Raw genomic sequence first — 21,014 nt, 5'->3', positions numbered from 1 at the left:
TCCTCGTGCGCCGCGCGGCCGTCATCCGGCCAGGCTGAAGCGCTCGTAGTGGATCTGCTGCCGGGGGACGCCCAGTTCGCGCAGGCCGCGCAGGACGGCTGTGGTCATACCGGGCGGGCCGCAGACGTAGACGTCCCGGTCGGTGACGTCGGGTACGAGGCGGGAGAGTTCGGCGGGGGCGAGCCGGTCCGGTACGGGCGGGCCGGTGATCAGGTGCAGCTCCGCGCCCTTGGCGAGGGCCAGTTCACGCAGTTCACCGTGGAGGACGGCGTCGGCCTCCGTGTTCACCCGGTACAGGACGACGGCGTGGCCGTGGAGTTCCTCCAGCAGGGCGCGGATCGGGGTGATGCCGACGCCGCCCGCGACGAGCAGGGTGTCCGGGCGGGTGCGGTGCAGGGTGGTGAAGGCGCCGTAGGGGCCCTCGGCGAAGACCCGGGTGCCGGGCCTGAGGTGACGCAGGGACGCGCTGCCCTCGCCGGACGCCTTCACGGTCAGCCGCAGGCTGCGGCCGTCGGGGGCGGCGGAGAGGGAGTACGGGTTGGCCTGCCACCAGCGGTCCCTGGTCAGGAAGCGCCAGAGGAAGAACTGGCCGGCGCGGGCGGGCAGCCGGTGCAGATCGCGGCCGGTGATGTGGACGGACACCACCTGGTCGCTCTCGTGGACGACGGCCGTGACCCGCAGCCGGTGGCGCAGGTTCCGCCACAGCGGCAGCACCACCCGGCCGGTGAACACCGCGGTGAGGGCGGCGCCCCAGAGTCCGTACCAGTAGGCGGTGGCCGCGGCCGAGGCGGTGAAGGTGGACCCGGCCGCGACCTGGTGGGTGAAGGCCAGCACCACGGCGACATAGGTGTACAGATGGATGAAGTGCCAGGTCTCATAGGCGAGTCGGCGCCGGGCGCGGCGGGCCGAGACCGCGCCGACGAGGAGGATCAGCGCCAGCGCGACGACCGCGCGCAGGACCCCCTCGACCGTCTCGGCGAGGTCGATGAGCTGGTTCACCGGGTCCATGGTGGACATCCCGGCGTAGCCGAAGGTGATGAAGACCGCGTGGGCGAGGAGCGTCCACAGCAGGCCGAAGCCGGTCCAGCGGTGCCAGAGGGTCAGCCGGTCCATGCCGATCCTGCGGTCGAGCCAGGGCAGCCGGGCCACCAGCAGCAGCTGGAACGCCATCAGCAGTGCGGCGTAGAGACCGGTGAGGCGGCCGAGTACGACGAGGGCACTGGCGCCGAAGCCGGCCTGCGCGAAGAGGACGGCCACCGCCGCCGCGTTCGCGGCGAACAGGGCGTACAGGCCGCTGCGCGCCACCGCCCCGGGGCGTCGCCTCGCGGCGGGGGGTGCGGGTGGCGAATCGACTGCTGTCACGCCGGAGACTCCTTGATCGGATCCTGGGACACCGAGCCTGGTCGCGGGCGCTGTCGATCGGCTGTCGGCCGGCTTTCGGCTTCCTGTCGATCGGGACCCGGAAGTGCACCGGCCGGTGGCACCGGAAGCCGGGTGCCGCAGTATGGGCGGGTGGAAAAAGTACGCCTCCTCGTCGTGGACGACGACCCGCCGATAGCCGACCTGGTGGCGACGGTCGCCCGGTACGAGGGCTGGGAGGCGGTGACCGCCAACTCCGGTGACGAGGCGCTGCGCCACGCCGCCGGGTTCCGCCCGGACATCGTGGTGCTGGACCTGATGCTGCCGGACATCGACGGCTTCGGTGTGCTCGACCGGCTGCGGCGCTCCGGGACGATGGTGCCGGTGGTGTTCCTCACCGCGCGGGACGGGGTCGCCGACCGGGTGGCCGGGCTGACCCGGGGCGGGGACGACTACCTGGTCAAGCCGTTCGCCGTGGAGGAGCTGATGGCGCGGCTGCGGACGGTGCTGCGGCGCAGCGCGGGCCCGGGGTTCCAGCGGTCGGTGCTGCGGGTGGCGGACCTGACGATGGACGAGGACACCCGTGAGGTGCGGCGCGGGGAACGGCTGCTGTCGCTGACGCCGACCGAGTACGAGGTGCTGCGCTATCTGATGCGCCGCTCGCCGACCGTGCTCACCAAGGCGCAGATCCTGGACCATGTGTGGGAGTACGGCTTCGGCGGCCGGTCCAATGTGGTGGAGCTGGTGGTCAGCCGGCTGCGCCGCAAGCTGGACGACGCCGGTGAGCCGCTGATCCAGACCGTACGGGGCTTCGGCTACGTGATCCGGCAGGCGACCGAGTGACCGCGGCGCTACGACGGCTGCGGGACCTGTACCGCGGGACGCGGCTGCGCACCCGGCTGACGCTGGGCCTCGGGGTGCTGTCGCTCGCCGTGTTCGCGGTCGTCGGGACCGCCCTCACCACGTACATGCACGACTATCTGGAGCGTCAGCTGGGCGACCAGCTGAAACTGATCCAGACCGTGCAGGCCAAGGACGCGGCGGCCCACGGCACGGTGCGGCGCAAGCCGTACTACGGCTGGTACACGGCGGTGTACGACGTCTCCGCCTCCGGCGCGGCGGTCACGCTGCGCAAGCCCTCCGACGTGCCCGACGACACCCGGGCGCTGGCCGATCTCGCACGGGCGATGGCGCACTCCGACACCGAACTGACGCGCACCGCGCGGATCGACGGGGAGGGCACCTACCGGCTGCGCGGCTGCGAGGTGGAACCGGGGGTGGTGCTGGTGAGCGCCGCTCCCGTGAAGGACGTCGAGCAGACCGTCGAGCAGCTGATCACGGTGCAGGTCGTGGTGTTCGCCCTCGCGCTGCTCGCCCTGGTGGTGACCGGGCGGCGGATGCTGCGGCGCGGGCTGAAACCGCTGAGCGACATGGCGCACACCGCGCACGGCATCGCCTCGCACGACCTGACGGAGTCCGCGGCGCGGCTGCCGCTGCGCGCGGACGGGCGGGACGGGGGCCTGGAGGTGGCGGAGCTGCGCACCGCCTTCAACACGATGCTGGAGCACATCGACGACTCCCTCGCGGTCCGCGCGGAGGCGGAGTCGCGGCTGCGCCGCTTCGTCGCGGACGCCTCGCACGAGCTGCGCACCCCGCTGATGTCGGTACGCGGCTACGCGGACCTGTTCCAGTACGCGGCCGCCAACGAGCCCGCCGAACGCGAACGCCATCTGGCCCGGCTGCGGGCGGAGGCCGCCCGGATGGGGGTACTGCTCGACGATCTGCTGCTGCTCGCCCGGCTGGACGCGGCGGAGGTGGAGGCGCCGCTGCGGCCGGTGGACACGTATCTGGCGGAGCTGGTCCAGCAGGCCGCCGACGCCTTCCGGGCGGGCCACCCGGGACACCCGCTGACGGTGACGGCCGGTGCCGGCCCGCTGATCCTGCGCCTGGACCCGCAGCGCATCCGGCAGGTCCTGGACAACCTGCTCACCAACGCCGCCGTGCACACACCGGCCGGCACCCCGGTGTCGGTGGCGGTGTCCGTGACCGGCGGCCCGCCCTCCACGCTGGTGCGGGTGACCGACACGGGCCCCGGTGTCCCGGCGGAGGACCGGGAGCGGGTCTTCGACCGCTTCTACCGCGTCGACAAAGCACGCAGCCGCGACCGGGGCGGCAGCGGCCTGGGCCTCGCGGTCGCCCGGTCACTGGTCCGGGCGCACGGCGGCGACATCGAACTGGAGAGCACGCCGGGGGCGACCGTGTTCACGGTACGGCTGCCGGGGGCGGGTCTTACGGACCGGTGACGGCTCGGGGCACGGTCCCGCGATCGGGCGGGGTGCGGGCCTAGCGTGGGCGCATGCGCGTACTGGTCACCGGCGGTGCCGGGTTCATCGGGTCCCATGTCGTCGAGGTGCTCGGGGAGCGCGGGCACGAGCCCGTGGTCTTCGACGTCCGCGGCGATCCGACGGCGGACGTCCGCTCCCCCGGCGCGGTGCGCGAGGCGGTGTCCGGAGTGGACGCGGTCTGCCACCAGGCGGCGATGGTCGGCCTCGGCACCTCCTTCGCCGACGCCCCGGAGTACGTCTCCCGCAACGATCTCGGTACGGCGGTGCTGCTCGCCGCGATGGCGGAGGCCGGGGTGGCCCGGCTGGTGCTGGCCGGTTCGATGGTGGTGTACGGCGAGGGCCGCTACGTCTGTGCCCGGCACGGGACGGTGCGGCCGGGGCCGCGGGCGGTCGCCGACCTCGAGGCCGGACGGTTCGAGCCCACGTGCCCGGTGTGCGGCGCGGCCCTCGAACCCGGCCTGGTCGGTGAGGACGCCCCGGCCGACCCCCGCAATGTGTACGCCACGACGAAACTGGCGCAGGAACATCTGTCCGCCGCGTGGGCCCGGTCGACGGGCGGCTCCGCGGTGTCGCTTCGCTACCACAACGTCTACGGCCCCGGTATGCCCCGGGACACCCCGTACGCGGGGGTCGCCTCCTTCTTCCGCTCCGCGCTGGCCCGCGGTGAGGCTCCGCGTGTCTTCGAGGACGGCGGCCAGCGCCGGGACTTCGTCCACGTACGGGACGTGGCGGCGGCGAACGTCGCCGCGCTGGAGGCGGAGCCCGCCGCCGGGGTGTTCACCGCGTACAACACGGGCAGCGGTACGCCCCGCACGGTCGGCGAGATGGCCCGCGCCCTGGCGGTGGCGTACGGCGGCCCGGACCCCGTCGTCACCGGCGAGTACCGCCTGGGCGACGTCCGCCACATCACCGCCGACTCCGCCCGGCTGCGGGCCGAGCTGGGCTGGAAGCCGGAGACCGGCTTCGAGGAGGGCATGCGGGAGTTCGCGGCGGCGGGCCTGCGGGGCGACTGAGCCACCCGGGCGCCGGGGTGGCGGCTCCGTGGGGCTCAGCCCTCCGTCGCCGGGAGGGTCACCTCGAAGCGGCAGCCGCCGGTGACGTTGCGGACCGTGGTGCTGCCCCGGTGGGCCTCGACGATGCCGCGGACGATGGCGAGGCCGAGGCCCGCGCCGGCCGGCGGGGTGCGGGCGTGGGTGCCGCGCCAGCCGGTGTCGAAGACGCGCGGCAGGTCCTCCTCGGGGATGCCGCCACAGCCGTCCGTCACGGAGAGCACCACACCCTCGGTCGAGCGCCGCGCGGCGACGGCGACCGTGCCGTCGGCCGGGGTCCTGCGGATCGCGTTGATCAGCAGGTTGCCCAGCACCCGGCTCATCTCCCGTCCGTCCACTTCCACCGGCACCGGCTCGACCCGGTCGCCGACGAGCCGTACGCCGTGCTCACGGGCGAGCGGGTCGGCGCCGGCGAGGGCGTCGCCTATGAGGTCGTACAGGGAGACACGGGAGGGTGAGAGGGTCAGCGCGCCCGCGTGGATGCGGGAGAGTTCGAAGAGGTCGCCGACCATGTCGTTGAGGCGTTCCACCTCGGTGCGGATCTGCTTGAGGTAGCGGTCGGGGTCGGCGGCGACACCGTCCTCCAGCGCCTCGGCCATCGCGCGCAGACCGGCGAGCGGGGTGCGCAGGTCGTGGGAGATCCAGGCGACGAGTTCCCGCCGGGAGGACTCCAGGGCCCGCTCACGGTCCCGTGACTCGGCGAGCCTGACACTGGTGGCCTCCAGTTCGCGGCTGAGGGCGGCCAGTTCGGCGGTTGCCGGGCCGTCCGGCGCGGCGAAGTCACCGCCGTCGCCGAAGGAGCGGGCGGCGAGCGTCAGTTCGCGACTGCGGGCGACGACCCAGCGGCCCAGCAGCAGCGCGGTGACCATGGAGACCACGGCGGCCATGGCGACGACCGTGGTCACCACGCTCAGGTCGTGCGCCGAGAGGAACATGGCCTGGGCGACGGCCATCGTGCCGGCGAGCATCGCCGTCACCGCGACCCCGGCGACCACCGCGAGATGCGCGGTGAGTGACCGGCGCCGGATCAGCAGCAGCACGCACGCGCCGAGCAGACCGGCCGCGGCGGCTCCGAGGAAGGCGAACAGGGCGATGAGAAGCGTGTCCCGCACGGGTCACTCCTTCCCGGAGTCGGCACCGGAACCGGCACCCGAACCGGCGACGGCCGGATCGAAGCGGTAGCCGACACCCCACACCGTCTGGATGAGCCTGGGCCGTGCCGGATCGTCCTCGACCTTGCCGCGCAGCCGCCGCACATGGACGGTCACGGTGGACAGGTCTCCGAAGTCCCAGCCCCACACCTCCCGCATCAGCTCCTCGCGTGCGAAGGCCCGCCCCGGATGGCGGAGCAGGAAGGCGAGGAGATCGAACTCACGGATGGTGAGGGCGAGTTCCTGGCCGTGCTTGGTGACGCGGCGGGCGGCGGGGTCGACGGTGAGTCCGGCGGCCCGCAACAGCCCGGAGGCGACGGCCGGCCCGGGGCGGGCGCGGCGCAGCACGGACTCCACGCGCAGGACGAGTTCACGCGGGCTGAAGGGCTTGGTGACGTAGTCGTCGGCGCCGACCTCCAGCCCGAGGATGCGGTCGTCCTCGTCGCCCCGCGCGGTGAGCATGATGACCGGTACGGGTCCGTGACCGCGCATCCTGCGGCACACCTCCAGGCCGTCCATGCCGGGCAGCATGAGGTCGAGGACGACGAGGTCGGGCCAGTGGGCCGCCGCCCGGGCGAGCGCGTCCGGGCCGTCGCCCGCCCGGTCGACGACATAACCGGCGCGGTCGAGGTAGCCCGTGACGATCTCGGCGACGGTGGGGTCGTCGTCGACGACGAGGACCCGGGCTCCGGCCTCGGCGTGCGGTGGTGGCTGCTGCATGCGGCCAGCCTCGCACCTCCGCGCGCGCGAGCGGCGCGGTCCGGCCGCCGACGTCCGTGTTCCGTAAGGAGTCGATGCCCGGTATGTCCGCTGTGCGTTCGTAGGGTGAGAGCCGTGACCCTCTCCCCCTCCCCTCCCGGCCCACCGGTCCCGGCGTCCGTGGACGTCGTCCTGCCCTGTCTCGACGAGGCCGCCGCACTGCCCTGGGTACTGGACCGCGTCCCGCCCGGCTGGCGCGCCCTGGTCGTGGACAACGGTTCCACGGACGACTCGGACCGGATCGCCCGCGAGCTCGGCGCGACCGTCGTCCACGAGGAGCGGCGCGGGTTCGGCGCCGCCTGCCACGCCGGACTGACCGCCGCCACGGCCGACATCGTCTGCTTCTGCGACTGCGACGCCTCGCTGGATCCGGCGGAGCTCGTTCCGTTCGTCCACGAGATCCGGACCGGGGCGGCCGACCTGGTGCTGGGCCGGCGCCGCCCGCAGACACGCGACGCCTGGCCCCTCCACGCCCGGACCGGCAATCTCGCCCTGTCCCGGCTGCTGCGCCGCCGTACCGGACTGCGGCTGCGCGACCTCGGCCCGCTGCGGGCGGCCCGGCGCGTGGAACTGCTGGCCCTGGAGCTGACCGACCGGCGCAGCGGCTATCCGCTCCAGATGGTGGTGCGCGCCGCCGACGCCGGCTGGCGGATCACCGAGCACGACGTCCCGTACGCGCCGCGCACCGGTGCCTCGAAGGTGACCGGCACCTGGCGCGGCACCTGGCAGGCGGTACGGGACATGAGCCGGGTGCTCCAGGAGCCGAAGGCACCAGCGGAGGTGGCATCGTGACCCCGACGCCTCCCGTGACACTGCTCGTCATCGCGAAGGAGCCCCGTCCGGGCCGGGTCAAGACCCGGCTGACCCCGCCGTTCACCCCCGGGGAGGCGGCGGCGCTCGCCGAGGCGGCGCTCGCGGACACGCTGGACGCGGTGGCGCGCACCCCCGCGCGGCGCCGGGTCCTGGTGCTGGACGGAACGCCGGGACCGTGGCTGCCACCCGGAGTCGAGGTCGTACCGCAGTGCGCGGGCGGTCTCGACGAGCGGCTGGCCGCGGCGTTCGCCGGGTGCGACGGACCGGCCCTGCTGATCGGCATGGACACGCCCCAGGTGACGCCGGAGCTGCTCACCGTGGACTTCGCCGGCTGCGACGCGTACTTCGGCCCCGCCGAGGACGGCGGCTTCTGGGCGCTGGGCCTGGCCGAACCCGACCCGGGACTGTTGCGCGGGGTACCCATGTCGACCCCGGACACCGGCGCCGCGCAACGGCGGCGGCTCGCCCGGCTGCGGGTACGGGACCTTCCGCGGCTGCGGGACGTGGACACGGCGTACGACGCCGCCGCGGTCGCCGCCACGGCCCCCGGCGGACGCTTCGCCGCACACCTGGCCACGCTGACGGCGGCCCACCGGTGAGCGGCATCCGGGCGGTGTCCACGACCACGCCCGTAGGACGGCAGCGGGCGACCGCCGGTTCCGACCCCGCCTGGTCCGCCGACCCCTACGCCGACGCCCTGCACACCGGCCGGGGGCCGCTGTTCCTGCGCCGCGCCGACGGATGGCTGCTGCCCCTGGACGTGGAACGCTGGTGCGAGGAGGCCGACGCGACCGACCTGGACGTCCTGCGGCGCTGCGAGGGCCCGGTGCTGGACGTGGGCTGCGGGCCGGGGCGGATGGTCGCGGCCCTCGGCGACCGGGGGCACCGGGCCCTCGGGATCGACGTCAGCGAGGCAGCGGTCGCGCACACCGTCGGGCGTGGCGGGCAGGCGCTGCTCCGCTCCGTATTCGACCCGCTGCCCGGCTCCGGCCGCTGGGGCACCGCCCTGCTCATGGACGGCAACGTCGGCATCGGCGGCGACCCGGTCGCCCTGCTCCACCGGCTCGCCCTGCTCCTGGCGCCGGGGGGCCTGCTGATCGCCGAGACGGTTCCCGGCCCGGACGTCGACGAACGCGCCCTGGTCCAGGTCACCGACCTGCACGGCCCTCCCGGCCCCGCCTTCCCCTGGGCCCGCGTCGGCACCCCCGCACTCCTCCACCACGCCAGGACCGCCCACTGGCGGACGGATGAGGAGTGGTCAACGAACGGACGCACCTTCGCGGCACTACGCCCGACCTAGCCGGCGTAGAAGTACCGGGCCCGGAACGGAGCGAGCCCCTCGGCCCCCGTCCGGCCCCCGACCCACCCGCAGGTCCGGGGCCGGCCCCAGGGACGGGAAGGGGAGGGGAAGGGGAGAGGAGGGGCGGCGGGGGCGAGAACACCCCCGTCCCGGCACCCCCCCACCGGCACCCTCACCGCCGGTCAGCCGGCAGCCTCACCCCCACCCGCCTCCACCACACCCGCACCCCGAACACCACCGCCGACCCCCCGAACAGCACACCGGTGACGATCAGCCAGCGCCCCGCGTAACCCTCCGCCGACTGCCCCGTCACCCCCTCATAGCGTTCCGCCACCCGCCCCGTGATCAGCGGAAACCACACGAGCAGCAACAGCCCGGACAGCACGACCGGCACCCGCACATGGTTGATCCACTCCCGCCGCCGGCCGGCGCCCTTCACCAGCGCCCGGTCGGCCGCCCCGTACAGGGGCACCAGTACCAGGTCGTGGATCACCGCGACCCCCACGAACCACAGCGCGACCAGCAGCCAGTCGCCGTCGAGCAGCCGCACCCCCGCATACCCGCAGAGGACGAACGAACAGACCAGCACCACCAGCCGGAACGGGCTGCCGGGCGCGGGACGGGGAATCCCGCGGCGCGCCGGCACCCGGCCGGGCCTCCTCACAGCTCACCGAAGGTCAGCCGCGCGACCCACTTGGTGTTGAGCACACCGGGCGCCGCGGGGACGATGATCCGGGCCGGATGGCCGTGATCGGGGGTCAGCTCCTCGCCGTTGACGAACAGGGCGAGGAGCGAACGCGGGTCGCCCACCTGGTTGTCCCGCAGCGCCCCGCGCCGGAAGGCGCCGCGCCGTTGCAGCGACTCCACGAACACGTCCGCCGGCTCGTCATGCCCGACGAGCGCCGCGAGGTCCCGCAGCCGTACGCCCCGCCACGACTGGTCGGAGGTGGACCAGCCCTCCACGCAGGCGATGGGCAGCTCGGCGGTGTGCTGCGGCATGCCGAGCAGGTCCGCCCTGGCCAGCCGTACGGTGCCCAGCCGCCCGGTGACGGTCAGCCGCCAGGCCTCCTCCGTCGTCTCCTCCGCCCTGATCCCGGCGTACGCGGCCGTCTTGTTGACCTGGAAGCCCGCCGGTCCGCTGCCGGGCTCGGGGCCGCCGTGCGGGGTGAGGAAGGCGGTCTCGCGCAGCGGTCCGTCGAAGCTGCGCCCGGCGGAGCCGGCGAACAGGAGCAGTGATCCGCCGCCGACCAGACCGAGCGCCCCGCGCCGCGAGACGGTCGGCGGGTCGGGGTGAGGGGCGGCCAGTTCGTCCGCCCGCTCCTCGCCCCCCTCCCGCTCCTCCCGCTCCTCCCGCTCCTCGCGCCCTTCCCGCCCTTCCCGCCCTTCCCGCATCTCGCGCAGATTACGGAACGCCACCGGCGCCTTGAGCACCGTATGGGCGAGGAACGCGCCGAAGAACACCCACGCTCCGTAGAAGTGCAGCGGGTAGAACGAGCCCGGAAAGACGTAGTCGAGCTGGACGTTGAGAATGCCCGTGACGAACTGGAAGAGCGCCCCGCCGACGAGGAGCAGCAGTGAGATCCGCTCCAGGGCGTGGGTGAGCGAGCGGACCGGCGGCAGGGTGAACAGCCGGGGCACGACCGACCACAGCTTGGCCAGCAGCACCGGGACGAGTGTCAGGCCGAGCGTGACGTGGACGCCCTGGGTGAGCCGGTACAGCCACGGAGGGTCGGTGGGCCAGGAGAAGAGGTAGAAGCCGAGGAGCCCTTTGCCGGGTGTCTTGTCGTTGACCGGCGAGAGGTCCGGGTTGTAGGCGGCGTACGACAGCAGTCCCGTCACGAAGAGGATCGTGATGCCGCCGAGGAGAACCACCCCGAGGACCGAGGTGAACCGGGAGCCGCGCAGCGGGCTGCGCCAGAAGTCCGGCGAGGAGGGTCCGCGCGCGGGACGGGTGGGGAGGAGAGACCGATCCATGTGCCGACCGTAGATCCGCGCCACCCCCTGAACGGGTCCGGGAACGATGACGAAACGCTGACGTCCGACCCTGTCATCCGCTCGGCTCCGCTCCCGCGGCCTAGCGTGAAGACGTGAACCGCGATCTCCCCCGCACCACCACCTCCAGCACCTCCACCACCTCCCCCTCCCCCACCGCCTCCGCCTCCCCCGCCCCCTCCTCCGGCGGGCTGGTCCGTGATCTGACCGCTGTCGCCGCGGCCGCGCTGCTGGTCCTGGCGGCCGTCCTGATCGGCGCCCGGATCCAGGACCGGTACGGCACGCTGCGGGTGGCCGCGCCGCCACTGGTGGGCGACTGGATGCCGCACACCGGCCCGGGCACCCCGGCCGCACTGGCCGTCGCCGCCCTCGTCGTGGCCTACGGCCCCAGGCTGGCCGCCCGGCTGTCCTGGCGGTCCCTGCTGTGCGCGGCGTGGGGGGCGTCGCTGGCGTGGACCTGGTCGCTCGCCCTGGTGGACGGCTGGTCCCGGGGCGTCGCGGAGCGGCTGACCACCCGGCACGAGTATCTGCGGGTCATCGACCGATTCGGTGACATCCCCGCCGCGCTGCGGGACTTCGACACGCACATCCTGATCGGCACGCCGGACAACTGGCCCGCGCATGTCGCCGGGCATCCGCCGGGCGCCACCCTCACCTTCGTCCTGCTGGACCGGATCGGTCTGGGCGGTGGCGGATGGGCGGGCGCCTTCGTCATCACCGCCGGCACCACCGCGGTGGCCGCGATCCTGATCGCGGTGCGCCGGCTCGCCGACGAGTCGCTCGCCCGCCGGGCCGCGCCGTTCCTGGTCCTGGCGCCGGGGGCGGTCTGGGTGGGGACCTCCGCCGACGGCTACTTCACAGCCGTCACCGCCTGGGCCGTCGCCCTGCTCGCCCTCGCCGTGACGGGCCACCGTCCCGCCTGGACCGGCTTCGGTTCCGGACTGCTGTTCGGCCTGACGATGTACCTGTCGTACGGGCTCACCCTGTTCGCGGTCATCGGCGCGGCGGTGCTGCTGCTGGGCACCCGGCGGCTGCGGCCCCTGCCGTACGTGGCCGCCGGGTTCCTCGTCGTGCCGGCCGTGTTCACGGCCCTGGGATTCGACTGGTGGGACGCGTACCGGCTGCTGGTCACCCGCTACTACCAGGGGGCGGGCGGGGTACGCCCGTACGGGTACTGGGTCTGGGCGAATTTCGCCTGCACGGTGCTGGTGGTCGGCCCGGCGACGGTGGCGGGGCTGCGCCGGTGCGGCGGGGCGCTGACCGGGTTCCGGGCCCTGCTGCCGCGCGGGGCCGCACCTCCCGCGTCCCTGCTCCCCCGCGGGGCCGCGCCCCGGCTGGTCCTGCTCGTCCTCTCCGCGTTCCTGGCGCTGCTGGTCGCCGATCTGTCGGGGATGAGCAAGGCGGAGACGGAGCGCATCTGGCTGCCGTTCGCGTTCTGGCTGCTGCCCGCCTGCGCGCTCCTGCCCGGCCCGCGCGGCTGGCTCGCCGGGCAGGCCGTGCTCGCCCTGCTCCTCAACCACCTGCTGCTGACCGGCTGGTGAGGGGAGGAGCAGGGACGGGACGGATCAGCCCTGGGTGGCGGGCCGCATCCTCAGCGAGACGCTGTTGATGCAGTACCGCTGGTCCGTGGGCGTGGGATAGCCCTCGCCCTTGAAGACGTGCCCGAGGTGGGAACCGCAGCGGGCGCAGCGGACCTCGGTGCGCACCATGCCGTGCGAGCGGTCCTCGATCAGCTCCACGGCGTCGGTGTCCCTCGGGTCGTAGAAGGACGGCCAGCCGCAGTGCGACTCGAACTTGGTGTCCGAGGTGAACAGCTCCGCGCCGCAGGCGCGGCAGGAGTAGACGCCCTCGTCCTTGGTGTCGGTGTACTCACCGGTGAAGGCGGGTTCCGTGGCCGCCTCGCGCAGCACGGCGTACTCGGACGGCGACAGTTCCGCGCGCCACTGCTCGTCCGGCTTCTCGACGTCGTACGGCATGAGAGATCAGCCCCTTACTTCGACAGACGGTCCAGGATGCGGGGGCCGAGGTCGGTGACGTCGCCCGCTCCCATGGTGAGAACGAGATCACCGGCCTTCGCCATTCCCGCGACCACCTCGGGGATCTCCGTCGTGTCGTGGGCGGCCGTCACCTCCGCGCCGGCCGCGCGGGCCGCCTCGATGATCAGCTCGCTGGTGACGCCCGGGATCGGGTCCTCACGGGCCGGGTAGATGTCGAGCACCACCGAGGCGTCGGCCAGCGACAGGGACCGGCCCATCTCCTTGCCCAGCTCCCGGGTGCGGGAGAACAGGTGCGGCTGGAAGACGACGAGGATGCGGGCGTCGCCGGCGGCGGCGCGCATGGCCTCCAGGTCGGCGGTCATCTCGGTCGGGTGGTGCGCGTAGGAGTCGATGACCTGCACGCCCGCGGCCTCGCCCTTGAGCTGCAGGCGCCGCTTCACCCCGGTGTAGGCGGCCAGCGCGGGGGCCAGCTCGGCGGCCGGGATGCCGAGCGCGGCTCCGGCGGCGAGCGCGGCCACGGCGTTGTGCGCGTAGTGCCGGCCGGGGACCGACACGGTGAAGGTCAGCCGGGCGCCGTCCAGCTCGACGGTCACCTCGCTCTTCAGCCCCTGCGCCTGGACCGACAGCACCCGCACGTCGGCGTCCTGCGCCTCGCCGTACGTCACGGTCCGCACCGAGCCGTCCAGCCGGCGGGTCAGCTCCCGGGCGCCCTCGTGGTCCGCGGAGATCACCAGCGTGCCGCCGGGCACGATCCGGCCGACGAAGGTCTCGAAGGACTCGTGGATCTGCTCCATCGAGGCGTAGTTGGCGTGGTGGTCCAGCTCCACGTTGAGGATGATCGCGACCTCGGGCGCGTACTTGTGGAAGCTGCGGTCCGATTCGTCCGCCTCGGCGACGAAGATCTCGCCCTCGCCGTGCAGCGCGTTGGAGCCGGGGGCGTCCAGGTCGCCGCCGATCGCGTACGACGGCTCCCGGCCCAGTGCGGTGAGGGAGACGGCCAGCATGGAGGTGGTGGTGGTCTTGCCGTGGGTGCCGGCCACCGCGATCGGCCGCAGGCCGTGCATCAGGGCGGCGAGGGCGTCGGAGCGGTGCACCACCGGGATGCCCAGCTCGGCCGCGCGGAGCAGTTCGGGGTTGTCCTCGCGGATCGCGGAGGAGACGACCACACAGCTCGCGTCGTCGGCCAGGTGCCCGGCGGCGTGGCCGATGTGCACGGTGGCGCCGTACGCGCGCAGGGCGTCGGCGGTCGGGGAGTCCTTGGCGTCGCTGCCGGCGACCTTGGCGCCGCGCTGCGCGAGGATCTTGGCGATGCCCGACATCCCGGCGCCGCCGATGCCGATGAAGTGCGGTCGGTCCATGGCGGTGGGAAGGCCGGGTGCCATGCGTGTTCTCCCAGTGGTGCGACGAGCGGGACGGCGGTCTTCGCGCCCTCGCGCCGGAGCGGGGAGAGCGCCGCCCCAGCCTATGCCTTGCTGTGGGAGAAGAGTTTCAGCACCGGCACCCCGACCTTGTGGCGGGCCCGGGAGGCCCAGTCGCGGTGGAAGAACTCCTCCACGTAGTGCGGGTCGGTCAGCACGATCACCTCGTCCGCCCCGACCTCCTCCACCATGGCCTTCAGCGCGTCCAGCGGGTGGTCCTCGATGAGCCTGCCGTCCGCCGTGTCGCCGGTGGTGCGCAGGGCCTGCAGCGACACCTCCAGGGCCCGCTCCCCCACGCTCTTGGCCTCCTCGCCCTCGGGGGTCTCGTGCTCGCGGACGGCCTCGTCGATCTCGCCGAGCGCGACGTCGTCGATGGCTCTCAGCAGCCGGTCGGCCTGTTCTCCGCGCGGCTGGAGCAGCACGTGGAAGGAGACCGGCTCCTCGCCGTGCAAGGTGGTGACGAACTCCACGTCGGCGGACGTCAGGGCCTTCTCGATCATCAGTACGCTTGTGAACACCAGGCGCCCCTTCTCTAGGAGGGCACGCGGGCCCTCTCCGCTCCGTGGGCCGAGCCGGGCCCGCGGAAACCATCCTGCCCCGTGTGCCCACGGGTACGACCGGATTCGCTCCCGCCTGTCGCCGCTTCGGACGGACGGACCGGTTCCACCGGCCGCCCGACCGGTGGTCGCCGGACCGGTGGTCGCCGGGCGGACGTGTTCCGTCCCTCCGGCCGGCCGCGGGACGCCGGGTGACGCCGGGTGACGTCTCTCCCGGCTGGCGGATGGCACCCGCCCCGGGAACGCCGGGTCACGCCCGCTGGTACCGCGTGAACAGGAATCCGTCTTCTTCCAACATCGACTTCAGCGCGAAACGCAGCGGAAGTGTCACTGAGGGGCCCCCGGCGATGCGCTGAGCATCACCCGCGGTGAGCATCGGCGCGACGGTCAGACAGAGTTCGTCCAGCACTCCGGCCGCCGCCACCTGGCCCAGCAGCCGCGGCCCGCCCTCGGTCAGCAGCCGGGTGTGTCCGAGCTCCGCGAGCGCCCGTACCGCCCGCGCGGGGTCCACCGCGGCCCCCTCCCCGGCGACGACCACCCGGGCGCCCGCCTTCTCGGCGGCGGCGACACGGTCCGGGGCGGCCCCGGCACCGGTCAGGATGAGCGTCGGCAGCAGGGGGGAGGTGAACAGCGGCAGCGAGAAGTCCAGGTCCAGGCTCGCCGTCACCACCGCGATCGCGGCCGCCGGACCCTGTCCGGCCGCTTCCCGGTCCGCGGCGAACCCGTCCCGCGCGCGTGCCGGCCGGTAGCCCTCCTGCCGTACGGTCTCCGCGCCGACGACCACGACGTCCGCGAGGGCCCGCAGCACGCCGAAGATCCGCATGTCGGCCGGGCAGGAGATGGGCTGCGAGCGGCCCTCGTGCTGGGCCGCGCCGTCGAGGGTGGACACCATGTTGCCCCGCAGCCACGGCTCCCGGCCGCCGCCCGGCCCCGGCGCGGGATAGGCGTACGCGGCGGCCAGCTCGGCCAGACTCCACTCACGGCCGTCCACCCCGCCAGGAGCTGCTGTTTCGTCGGTCACGTCGGTCACGGGGAACAGGCGTCGCATGCCGTTCAGTGTTCCACGGCACGTAGCATGGTGGACCGTGTCGTCCTCCTCCCCCGCCTCCCGTCCCGGTCCGATAGCCGACGTGGCTCCGCTGTCCCTGTGCGCCCGCGAGCCGCGTGTCCCCGCGGACCGGCTCGTCGCCGAGATGGTGCCGCCGCCGCGGTTCGACTCGGTCCGCTTCGGCACCTACCTCCCCGACCCGGACCAGCCGAGCCAGACCGAGGCCGTCCGCGTGCTGGAGGGCTTCGCCGCGGGCCTCGACGGGGCGGCGGCCGGCGGCTCGGGCCGGCGCCGGCTGTTCGGCTTCGGCAAGGCGCCGAAGAAGGCCCCGGCCGGCCCGCGCGGTGTCTACCTGGACGGCGGCTACGGCGTCGGCAAGACCCACCTGCTGGCCTCCCTGTGGCACGCCACGCCGGCGGAGCCCTCGCTCAAGGCGTTCGGCACCTTCGTGGAGCTGACCCATCTGGTCGGCGCGCTCGGCTTCCAGCAGACGGTCGCGACCCTCTCCGGGCACCGGCTGCTCTGCATCGACGAGTTCGAACTGGACGACCCGGGCGACACGGTGCTCGTCTCCAGCCTGCTGGGCAAGCTCGTCGAGGCGGGGGTCGCACTCGCCGCCACCTCGAACACCCTGCCGGGCAAGCTCGGTGAGGGCCGGTTCGCGGCCGCCGACTTCCTGCGCGAGATCCAGGGCCTGTCGGCCCACTTCCGGGCCCTGCGCATCGACGGCGAGGACTACCGCCACCGCGGCCTGCCCGAGGCGCCGGCGCCGTACTCCGACGAAGTGGTGACGCGGACCGCGCACGCCACCGGGGGTGCCTCGCTCGACGCCTTCCCCGACCTGCTGGACCACCTGGCGAAGGTCCACCCCAGCCGCTACGGCGCCCTCACCGACGGGCTCAGCGCGGTGTGCCTCACCGGGGTGCGGCCGGTTCCCGACCAGTCGACGGCGCTCCGGCTCGTCGTCCTCGCGGACCGGCTCTACGACCGCGAGGTCCCCGTACTCGCCTCGGGACTGCCGTTCGACCAGCTGTTCAGCGAGGACATGCTGAACGGCGGTTACCGCAAGAAATACTTCCGGGCGATCTCGCGGCTCACCGCGCTGGCCCGCGACGCGAAACGGCTCGCCGACACTCCGTAATACGGATGTGCGACTTCCGATCGAATCGCCGTTGATCAAGGGCGCGTTCGCGCCAACACACCCTTTCTTTTCAGGCGCCGTCCGCCACGCGGCACCGAGTTGTCCCCGCGGGCGACTTTGCTCGGTTAACGTACTTCTTGACCAATCGTTGACCAAGCATTGGCGTGCCGGAGAGGCGTGAACCGCTGTGACGTGGACGCATGTTCCGAGGTCGGGCGGGCGTGGCCGCACCCAGGGCCGTTGTCGTCGCTTTACCTTCGGCGCGCTTTCCGTATCTCCTCGCGCCTTTCGCCGACGCATATACGGATGGTGAATCACGGGCCACGGGTCAGGGTTATTCCGGCCGGGCGCGCCACGAGCGTTTCCCGCCCCCGCCGCCCTTTCCCTTCCCCACCCCGGGGCTCCGCCCCGGACCCCGCTCCTCGAACGCCGGAGGGGCTTGACGCAACGCCCCTCCGCCTCCACGCGTGCCAGGAGGAATCGCAAGATGCAGCCCCTCATCGACAACGCCCGCACCTTCGGACGGCGCCCCGCGGAATTCGCCCGCCTAGCCGAGGGCCAGTCCCCCGACGTCCTCTTCATCACCTGCTCCGACTCCCGGGTCGTCCCGGCCCTGATCACGGGCGCCCGGCCCGGCGAGCTCTTCGAGCTGCGCACCGCGGGCAACATCGTCCCGCCGTACGCACCGGGGCACCCCTCCGCCGAGGCGGCCACCGTCGAGTACGCCGTGGAGGTGCTGGGCGTCACCGACGTCGTGGTGTGCGGCCACTCCCACTGCGGGGCCATCGGCGCCCTGGTCCGGGGCGACGACCTCGACGCCGTACCGGCCGTGCGCGACTGGCTGGCACACGCCGCCGGCGCTCCCGCACCGGCCGATCCGGCGGACCCGGCCTGCGCGGAGGCGGTACAGCAGCACGTCCTGGCCCAGCTGCTGCGCCTGCGCTCCTACCCGTGCGTCCAGCAGCGGCTCGCCTCCGGCCGGCTCCGGCTGCGCGGCTGGTACTACGAGGTGCACACCGGCGCCGTACGCGAACACCGCGCCGGCAGCGACGCCTTCGAGGCACTGTGAGCAGGTCCGTCCCGCGGTTTCCCCACCTCCGGCAGGACGTCACCGCCTCGCTCGTCGTGTTCCTCGTCGCCCTCCCGCTGTGTGTGGGCGTCGCCGTCGCCTCCGGTGTACCGGCCGAACTCGGCCTGGTCACCGGCATCGTCGGCGGTCTGGTCACCGGACTGCTGCCGGGCAGCAGTCTCCAGGTCTCCGGTCCGGCCGCCGGGCTGACCGTGCTGGTCTACGAGGCGGTCGGCACCTACGGGCTGCCCGCGCTCGGCGTGATCGTGCTCGCGGCCGGAGTGCTCCAGCTCGTCATGGGAGCACTCCGGCTCGGCCGCTGGTTCCGCGCGATATCGCTCTCGGTGATCGAGGGCATGCTGGCCGGAATCGGGCTGGTCCTGATCGCGGGTCAGTTGTACGCGGCGGCCGGGCTGGAGGCGCCCGCGACCGGCGTCGGCAAGATCCTCGGGCTGCCCGGAGCCGCGGTGGACGCGCTGAGCAGCACCGGGGCGCTCGCCTCGCTCGCGGTCGGCACGGGCACCGTGGTGGTGATGGTGCTCTGGCACCGTGTGCCGGGCCCGGCCGGGGCCGTGCCGGGCGCCCTCACGGCGGTCCTGCTGGCGACGTCCGTCACCCTCGCGTTCGGCGTGCCCGTCGCGACGGTCGAGGTGCGGGGCCTGTTCGACGCCGTCCAGCCGCCCGGCGCGGACGCCTTCGGCTCGGTGGCGGGCATCGGTGTCCTCGGCACCGTCGTCGCCTTCACCCTGATCGCCTCCGCCGAGAGCCTGTTCAGCGCGGCCGCGGTCGACCGGCTGCACACCGGTCCGCGCACCCGGTACAACCGGGAACTGATGGCCCAGGGTGCCGGCAACACGGTCTGCGGCATCCTCGGCGCGCTGCCGATGACGGCGGTCATCGTGCGCAGCTCGGCCAATGTCCGGGCGGGCGCCAGGACCAAGGCGTCCCGGGTGCTGCACGGCGTCTGGCTCCTGCTGTTCGCCGCGCTGCTGCCGTCCGCCCTCGCCCTGATCCCGCTGCCCGCGCTGGCGGGCATCCTGGTCCACGCCGGCTGGAAGCTGATCCCGCTGCGCGGCCTGGCCACGCTGTGGCGCGGGCACCGCGGCGAGGCACTGATCCTGGTGGTCACGGCGGTCTCGATCGTCGTGGTGAACATGTTCGAGGGCGTGCTGATCGGCCTGGCCCTGTCGGTGGCCAAGACCGCCTGGGAGGCTTCGCAGGTCAGACTCGAGGTCATGGACAAGGGAGCCGGGCCCCTGCGGGTGCACCTCTCCGGCAACGCCACGTTCCTTCGCCTGCCGAAGATCCTCGACACCCTGGAGTCCCTCCCCCAGGACCGCCCCCTGGAACTGGACCTCACCGGTCTCCACCACCTCGACCACGCCTGCCACACGGCCCTGGAGCACTGGGCGGAACGCCACAGCACCCCGGAGACACCCCCGGTGAAACTCACCCCCTGAGGGCGCCCCAGGGGCGCGGGGAACTGCGCGAACGGGGGTCCGGGGGCAGGGCCCCGGGGACGGGAAAGGGGCGGCGGGGGCGGAAACCGCTACCGCCCCCCCCCCCCCCCCCCCCCCCCCCCGGGGGTGTCCGCGGGACGGGCGGTGTCAGCCCTTCCGGTGCCCGTGGTGGTGCTTGTGGTGCTTCTTGCAGTCGTCCTCCCGTGCCGCCGCCTCCCGCAGGGTGTCCCGCAGGGCGTAGAAGGCGGGCTTGCGCTCGTACTCGTCGGTCATGACGTTCGCGAAGCCCTCGCCCTCGAAGAACACCGGCACCCATGAGTACTTGTCGGTGAACCCCCAGATGGTGAACGAGTTGCAGCCGTCGACGGCCAGGCACGCCTCGAGCGTCCGCTGGTAGTAGTCGGCCTGCTTCCTCTGCTGCTCCTCGGTCGGCTCGCCGCTCTCCGGCAGGTCCATGCGGACGTCCAGCTCGGTGACGGCCGTCTCCAGGCCGAGCGCGTCGAAGCGGTGCAGGTTGTCCTTCAGATCGCCCGGGAAGCCGTAGCGCGTGCTGAGATGCCCCTGTACGGAGAAGCCGTCGACGGGCACGCCCTGCTCGAGCAGGTCCTGGACGAGGGTGTAGTAGGCGTCGCTCTTCGCGTTGAGTCCCTCGACGTTGTAGTCGTTGAAGAAGAGCTTCGCCCTGGGGTCGGCCTTGTGGGCCCACCGGAAGGCGTCGGCGATGATGCCCGGTCCCAGTTCACGGATCCAGATGTTGTCCTGGGTCCGCAGATTCCCCTGGTCGTCGAAGATCTCGTTGGCGACGTCCCACTGCTGGATCCGGCCGGCGTAGCGGCCGACGACGGTGGTGATGTGGTCGCGCAGGATGGCGCGCAGCTCCGTCCTGGAGAAGTCGCCCTCCTCCAGCCACGCCGGGTTCTGGCTGTGCCACAGGAGGGTGTGGCCACGCACGACCTGCTTGTTGCGCTGGGCGAACCGGGCGATGGCGTCGGCCTGGCCGAAGTCGTAGCGGTCGCGCTCGGGATGGATGTACTCCCACTTCATCTGGTTCTCGGCGGAGACCGAGCTGAACTGGCGCGCCAGGACCTTCCGGTACTCCTTGTCATGGGTGAAGGGGTCCGGGTAGTCCTGCTCCAGGTGGTGGCCGCCGCCCGCGACGGCGGTGCCCACGAAGAAGTCCCTGGGAGCGGCCTCACGCAGCCGGTCGAACGTGGCGTGGGAGTGCGGGGCGGCCTTCCGGCCGGCCGACGGGTCGGCGGCCGCGGAACCCGCCATCAGCGGCAGGGCGAGGGCGGCGGTGGCGACGGCCACGGTGGCGAAACGAATGGATCTCATGCGGGGAGTCTCATTCCCATCGTCGTTCTCGAATGTTTCGAAGTAGCATTCGAAACATTAGGGATGGGCGGACGCTATGGGCCGGCGGAGTGGCGCGTCAATACCCGTGCGCGCACGGGTCTCTGAGGGGATGTCCCCGACCGGCACGCCTCACCCCCGGCGCGGGACCGGGGGTGAGTGGATGAGCGCAGGTGCGGCCGCATCGGCGATCGCGATCGGCG

20 protein-coding genes are annotated in these 21,014 nt (G+C 73.3%); 10 read left to right on the top strand and 10 right to left on the bottom strand.

The features are described 5' to 3' along the window. Positions 1-21: 21 nt before the first annotated feature. Positions 22-1,362: a ferric reductase-like transmembrane domain-containing protein gene (locus HTV45_RS03415; protein WP_215204064.1), complete on the bottom strand. Its 1,341-nt coding sequence runs from the start codon at positions 1,360-1,362 to the stop codon at positions 22-24. Positions 1,363-1,512: 150 nt separating this feature from the next. Between HTV45_RS03415 and HTV45_RS03410 the strand changes: the two genes are divergently transcribed. Genes HTV45_RS03410 through HTV45_RS03400 form a run of 3 tightly spaced genes read left to right on the top strand, consistent with a single transcriptional unit; the run spans position 1,513 to position 4,717 of the window. Further along, positions 1,513-2,202 carry a response regulator transcription factor gene (locus HTV45_RS03410; protein WP_215204063.1) on the top strand — a complete coding sequence of 230 codons (690 nt, stop codon included), beginning with the start codon at positions 1,513-1,515 and terminating at the stop codon, positions 2,200-2,202. Continuing rightward, positions 2,199-3,662 carry a cell wall metabolism sensor histidine kinase WalK gene (locus HTV45_RS03405; RefSeq protein ID WP_215204062.1) on the top strand — a complete coding sequence of 488 codons (1,464 nt, stop codon included), beginning with the start codon at positions 2,199-2,201 and terminating at the stop codon, positions 3,660-3,662. Before HTV45_RS03410 ends, HTV45_RS03405 begins: the two co-directional genes overlap by 4 nt. 53 nt (positions 3,663-3,715) lie before the next feature. Next, a complete protein-coding gene (locus tag HTV45_RS03400; protein WP_215204061.1) occupies positions 3,716-4,717 on the top strand; it encodes an NAD(P)-dependent oxidoreductase in 1,002 nt (333 codons plus the stop codon). A gap of 35 nt (positions 4,718-4,752) precedes the next feature. Here HTV45_RS03400 and HTV45_RS03395 read toward each other — a convergent pair whose 3' ends face one another. Together HTV45_RS03395 and HTV45_RS03390 are read right to left on the bottom strand one after the other, a co-directional pair. After that, a complete protein-coding gene (locus HTV45_RS03395; RefSeq protein ID WP_215204060.1) occupies positions 4,753-5,865 on the bottom strand; it encodes a sensor histidine kinase KdpD in 1,113 nt (370 codons plus the stop codon). 3 nt (positions 5,866-5,868) lie between these two features. After that, positions 5,869-6,624 carry a response regulator transcription factor gene (locus HTV45_RS03390; RefSeq protein ID WP_215204059.1) on the bottom strand — a complete coding sequence of 252 codons (756 nt, stop codon included), beginning with the start codon at positions 6,622-6,624 and terminating at the stop codon, positions 5,869-5,871. A gap of 105 nt (positions 6,625-6,729) precedes the next feature. Here HTV45_RS03390 and HTV45_RS03385 point away from each other — a divergent pair, with 105 nt between their 5' ends. Genes HTV45_RS03385 through HTV45_RS34960 form a run of 3 tightly spaced genes read left to right on the top strand, consistent with a single transcriptional unit; the run spans position 6,730 to position 8,776 of the window. After that, entirely contained in the window at positions 6,730-7,455 is a 726-nt protein-coding gene (locus HTV45_RS03385; RefSeq protein ID WP_215204058.1) for a glycosyltransferase family 2 protein, read from the top strand. Next, positions 7,452-8,075 (top strand): DUF2064 domain-containing protein, encoded by a 624-nt coding sequence (locus HTV45_RS03380; RefSeq protein ID WP_308309080.1) that lies wholly within the window; start codon positions 7,452-7,454, stop codon positions 8,073-8,075. Before HTV45_RS03385 ends, HTV45_RS03380 begins: the two co-directional genes overlap by 4 nt. 14 nt (positions 8,076-8,089) lie before the next feature. Continuing rightward, the gene (locus tag HTV45_RS34960; RefSeq protein ID WP_308309079.1) at positions 8,090-8,776 is read left to right on the top strand and encodes a class I SAM-dependent methyltransferase; all 687 of its coding nucleotides are present in this window, start codon (positions 8,090-8,092) and stop codon (positions 8,774-8,776) included. A 172-nt stretch (positions 8,777-8,948) separates the two neighbouring features. On the opposite strand, the gene HTV45_RS03370 is transcribed toward HTV45_RS34960, so the two are convergent. Further along, positions 8,949-9,422 (bottom strand): hypothetical protein, encoded by a 474-nt coding sequence (locus HTV45_RS03370; protein WP_308309078.1) that lies wholly within the window; start codon positions 9,420-9,422, stop codon positions 8,949-8,951. 14 nt (positions 9,423-9,436) lie between these two features. Then, the gene (locus tag HTV45_RS03365; protein WP_215204056.1) at positions 9,437-10,750 is read right to left on the bottom strand and encodes a molybdopterin-dependent oxidoreductase; all 1,314 of its coding nucleotides are present in this window, start codon (positions 10,748-10,750) and stop codon (positions 9,437-9,439) included. A gap of 209 nt (positions 10,751-10,959) precedes the next feature. On the opposite strand from HTV45_RS03365, the gene HTV45_RS03360 reads away from it, so the two are divergent. Next, complete coding sequence (locus HTV45_RS03360) at positions 10,960-12,309, top strand: hypothetical protein (RefSeq protein ID WP_215204112.1); 1,350 nt, start codon at positions 10,960-10,962, stop codon at positions 12,307-12,309. A 24-nt stretch (positions 12,310-12,333) separates the two neighbouring features. Here HTV45_RS03360 and msrB read toward each other — a convergent pair whose 3' ends face one another. From msrB to HTV45_RS03340, 4 genes are all read right to left on the bottom strand, one after another. Continuing rightward, positions 12,334-12,744, bottom strand: coding sequence for a peptide-methionine (R)-S-oxide reductase MsrB (msrB, locus tag HTV45_RS03355; RefSeq protein WP_215204055.1), 411 nt, complete (start codon positions 12,742-12,744; stop codon positions 12,334-12,336). 14 nt (positions 12,745-12,758) lie between these two features. Further along, positions 12,759-14,147, bottom strand: coding sequence for a UDP-N-acetylmuramate--L-alanine ligase (murC, locus tag HTV45_RS03350; RefSeq protein WP_215204054.1), 1,389 nt, complete (start codon positions 14,145-14,147; stop codon positions 12,759-12,761). Positions 14,148-14,227: 80 nt separating this feature from the next. Further along, entirely contained in the window at positions 14,228-14,701 is a 474-nt protein-coding gene (locus tag HTV45_RS03345; RefSeq protein ID WP_215204053.1) for an indole-3-glycerol phosphate synthase, read from the bottom strand. Between the two features lie 289 nt (positions 14,702-14,990). Continuing rightward, positions 14,991-15,788, bottom strand: coding sequence for a pyrimidine reductase family protein (locus HTV45_RS03340; RefSeq protein ID WP_215204052.1), 798 nt, complete (start codon positions 15,786-15,788; stop codon positions 14,991-14,993). A gap of 37 nt (positions 15,789-15,825) precedes the next feature. Here HTV45_RS03340 and zapE point away from each other — a divergent pair, with 37 nt between their 5' ends. The 3 genes from zapE (at position 15,826) to HTV45_RS03325 (ending at position 19,458) form a co-directional block, all read left to right on the top strand. After that, positions 15,826-16,929, top strand: coding sequence for a cell division protein ZapE (zapE, locus tag HTV45_RS03335; RefSeq protein ID WP_215204051.1), 1,104 nt, complete (start codon positions 15,826-15,828; stop codon positions 16,927-16,929). Between the two features lie 487 nt (positions 16,930-17,416). Then, positions 17,417-17,998 carry a carbonic anhydrase gene (locus HTV45_RS03330; protein ID WP_215204050.1) on the top strand — a complete coding sequence of 194 codons (582 nt, stop codon included), beginning with the start codon at positions 17,417-17,419 and terminating at the stop codon, positions 17,996-17,998. Continuing rightward, positions 17,995-19,458 carry a SulP family inorganic anion transporter gene (locus HTV45_RS03325; RefSeq protein WP_215204049.1) on the top strand — a complete coding sequence of 488 codons (1,464 nt, stop codon included), beginning with the start codon at positions 17,995-17,997 and terminating at the stop codon, positions 19,456-19,458. The genes HTV45_RS03330 and HTV45_RS03325 overlap by 4 nt, the downstream gene beginning before the upstream one ends. 147 nt (positions 19,459-19,605) lie before the next feature. Here HTV45_RS03325 and HTV45_RS03320 read toward each other — a convergent pair whose 3' ends face one another. Continuing rightward, positions 19,606-20,793, bottom strand: a complete 1,188-nt coding sequence (locus HTV45_RS03320; RefSeq protein WP_215204048.1) for an endo-1,4-beta-xylanase — start codon at positions 20,791-20,793, stop codon at positions 19,606-19,608. Positions 20,794-21,014: the final 221 nt, after the last annotated feature.

This window comes from Streptomyces sp. CHD11 (assembly GCF_018638295.1).
GTDB lineage: Bacteria > Actinomycetota > Actinomycetes > Streptomycetales > Streptomycetaceae > Streptomyces.
The sequence above is the reverse complement of the archived record's forward strand: the minus strand, read 5'-3'. Positions and strand labels throughout refer to the sequence as shown.

Coding starts and splice junctions, on each gene's coding strand:
- HTV45_RS03400 (WP_215204061.1), top strand. CDS start 3,716: ATGCGCGTACTGGTCACCGGCGGTGCCGGGTTCATCGGGTCCCATGTC.
- HTV45_RS03340 (WP_215204052.1), bottom strand. CDS start 15,788: ATGCGACGCCTGTTCCCCGTGACCGACGTGACCGACGAAACAGCAGCT.
- HTV45_RS03330 (WP_215204050.1), top strand. CDS start 17,417: ATGCAGCCCCTCATCGACAACGCCCGCACCTTCGGACGGCGCCCCGCG.
- HTV45_RS03365 (WP_215204056.1), bottom strand. CDS start 10,750: ATGGATCGGTCTCTCCTCCCCACCCGTCCCGCGCGCGGACCCTCCTCG.
- murC (WP_215204054.1), bottom strand. CDS start 14,147: ATGGCACCCGGCCTTCCCACCGCCATGGACCGACCGCACTTCATCGGC.
- HTV45_RS03320 (WP_215204048.1), bottom strand. CDS start 20,793: ATGAGATCCATTCGTTTCGCCACCGTGGCCGTCGCCACCGCCGCCCTC.
- msrB (WP_215204055.1), bottom strand. CDS start 12,744: ATGCCGTACGACGTCGAGAAGCCGGACGAGCAGTGGCGCGCGGAACTG.
- HTV45_RS03390 (WP_215204059.1), bottom strand. CDS start 6,624: ATGCAGCAGCCACCACCGCACGCCGAGGCCGGAGCCCGGGTCCTCGTC.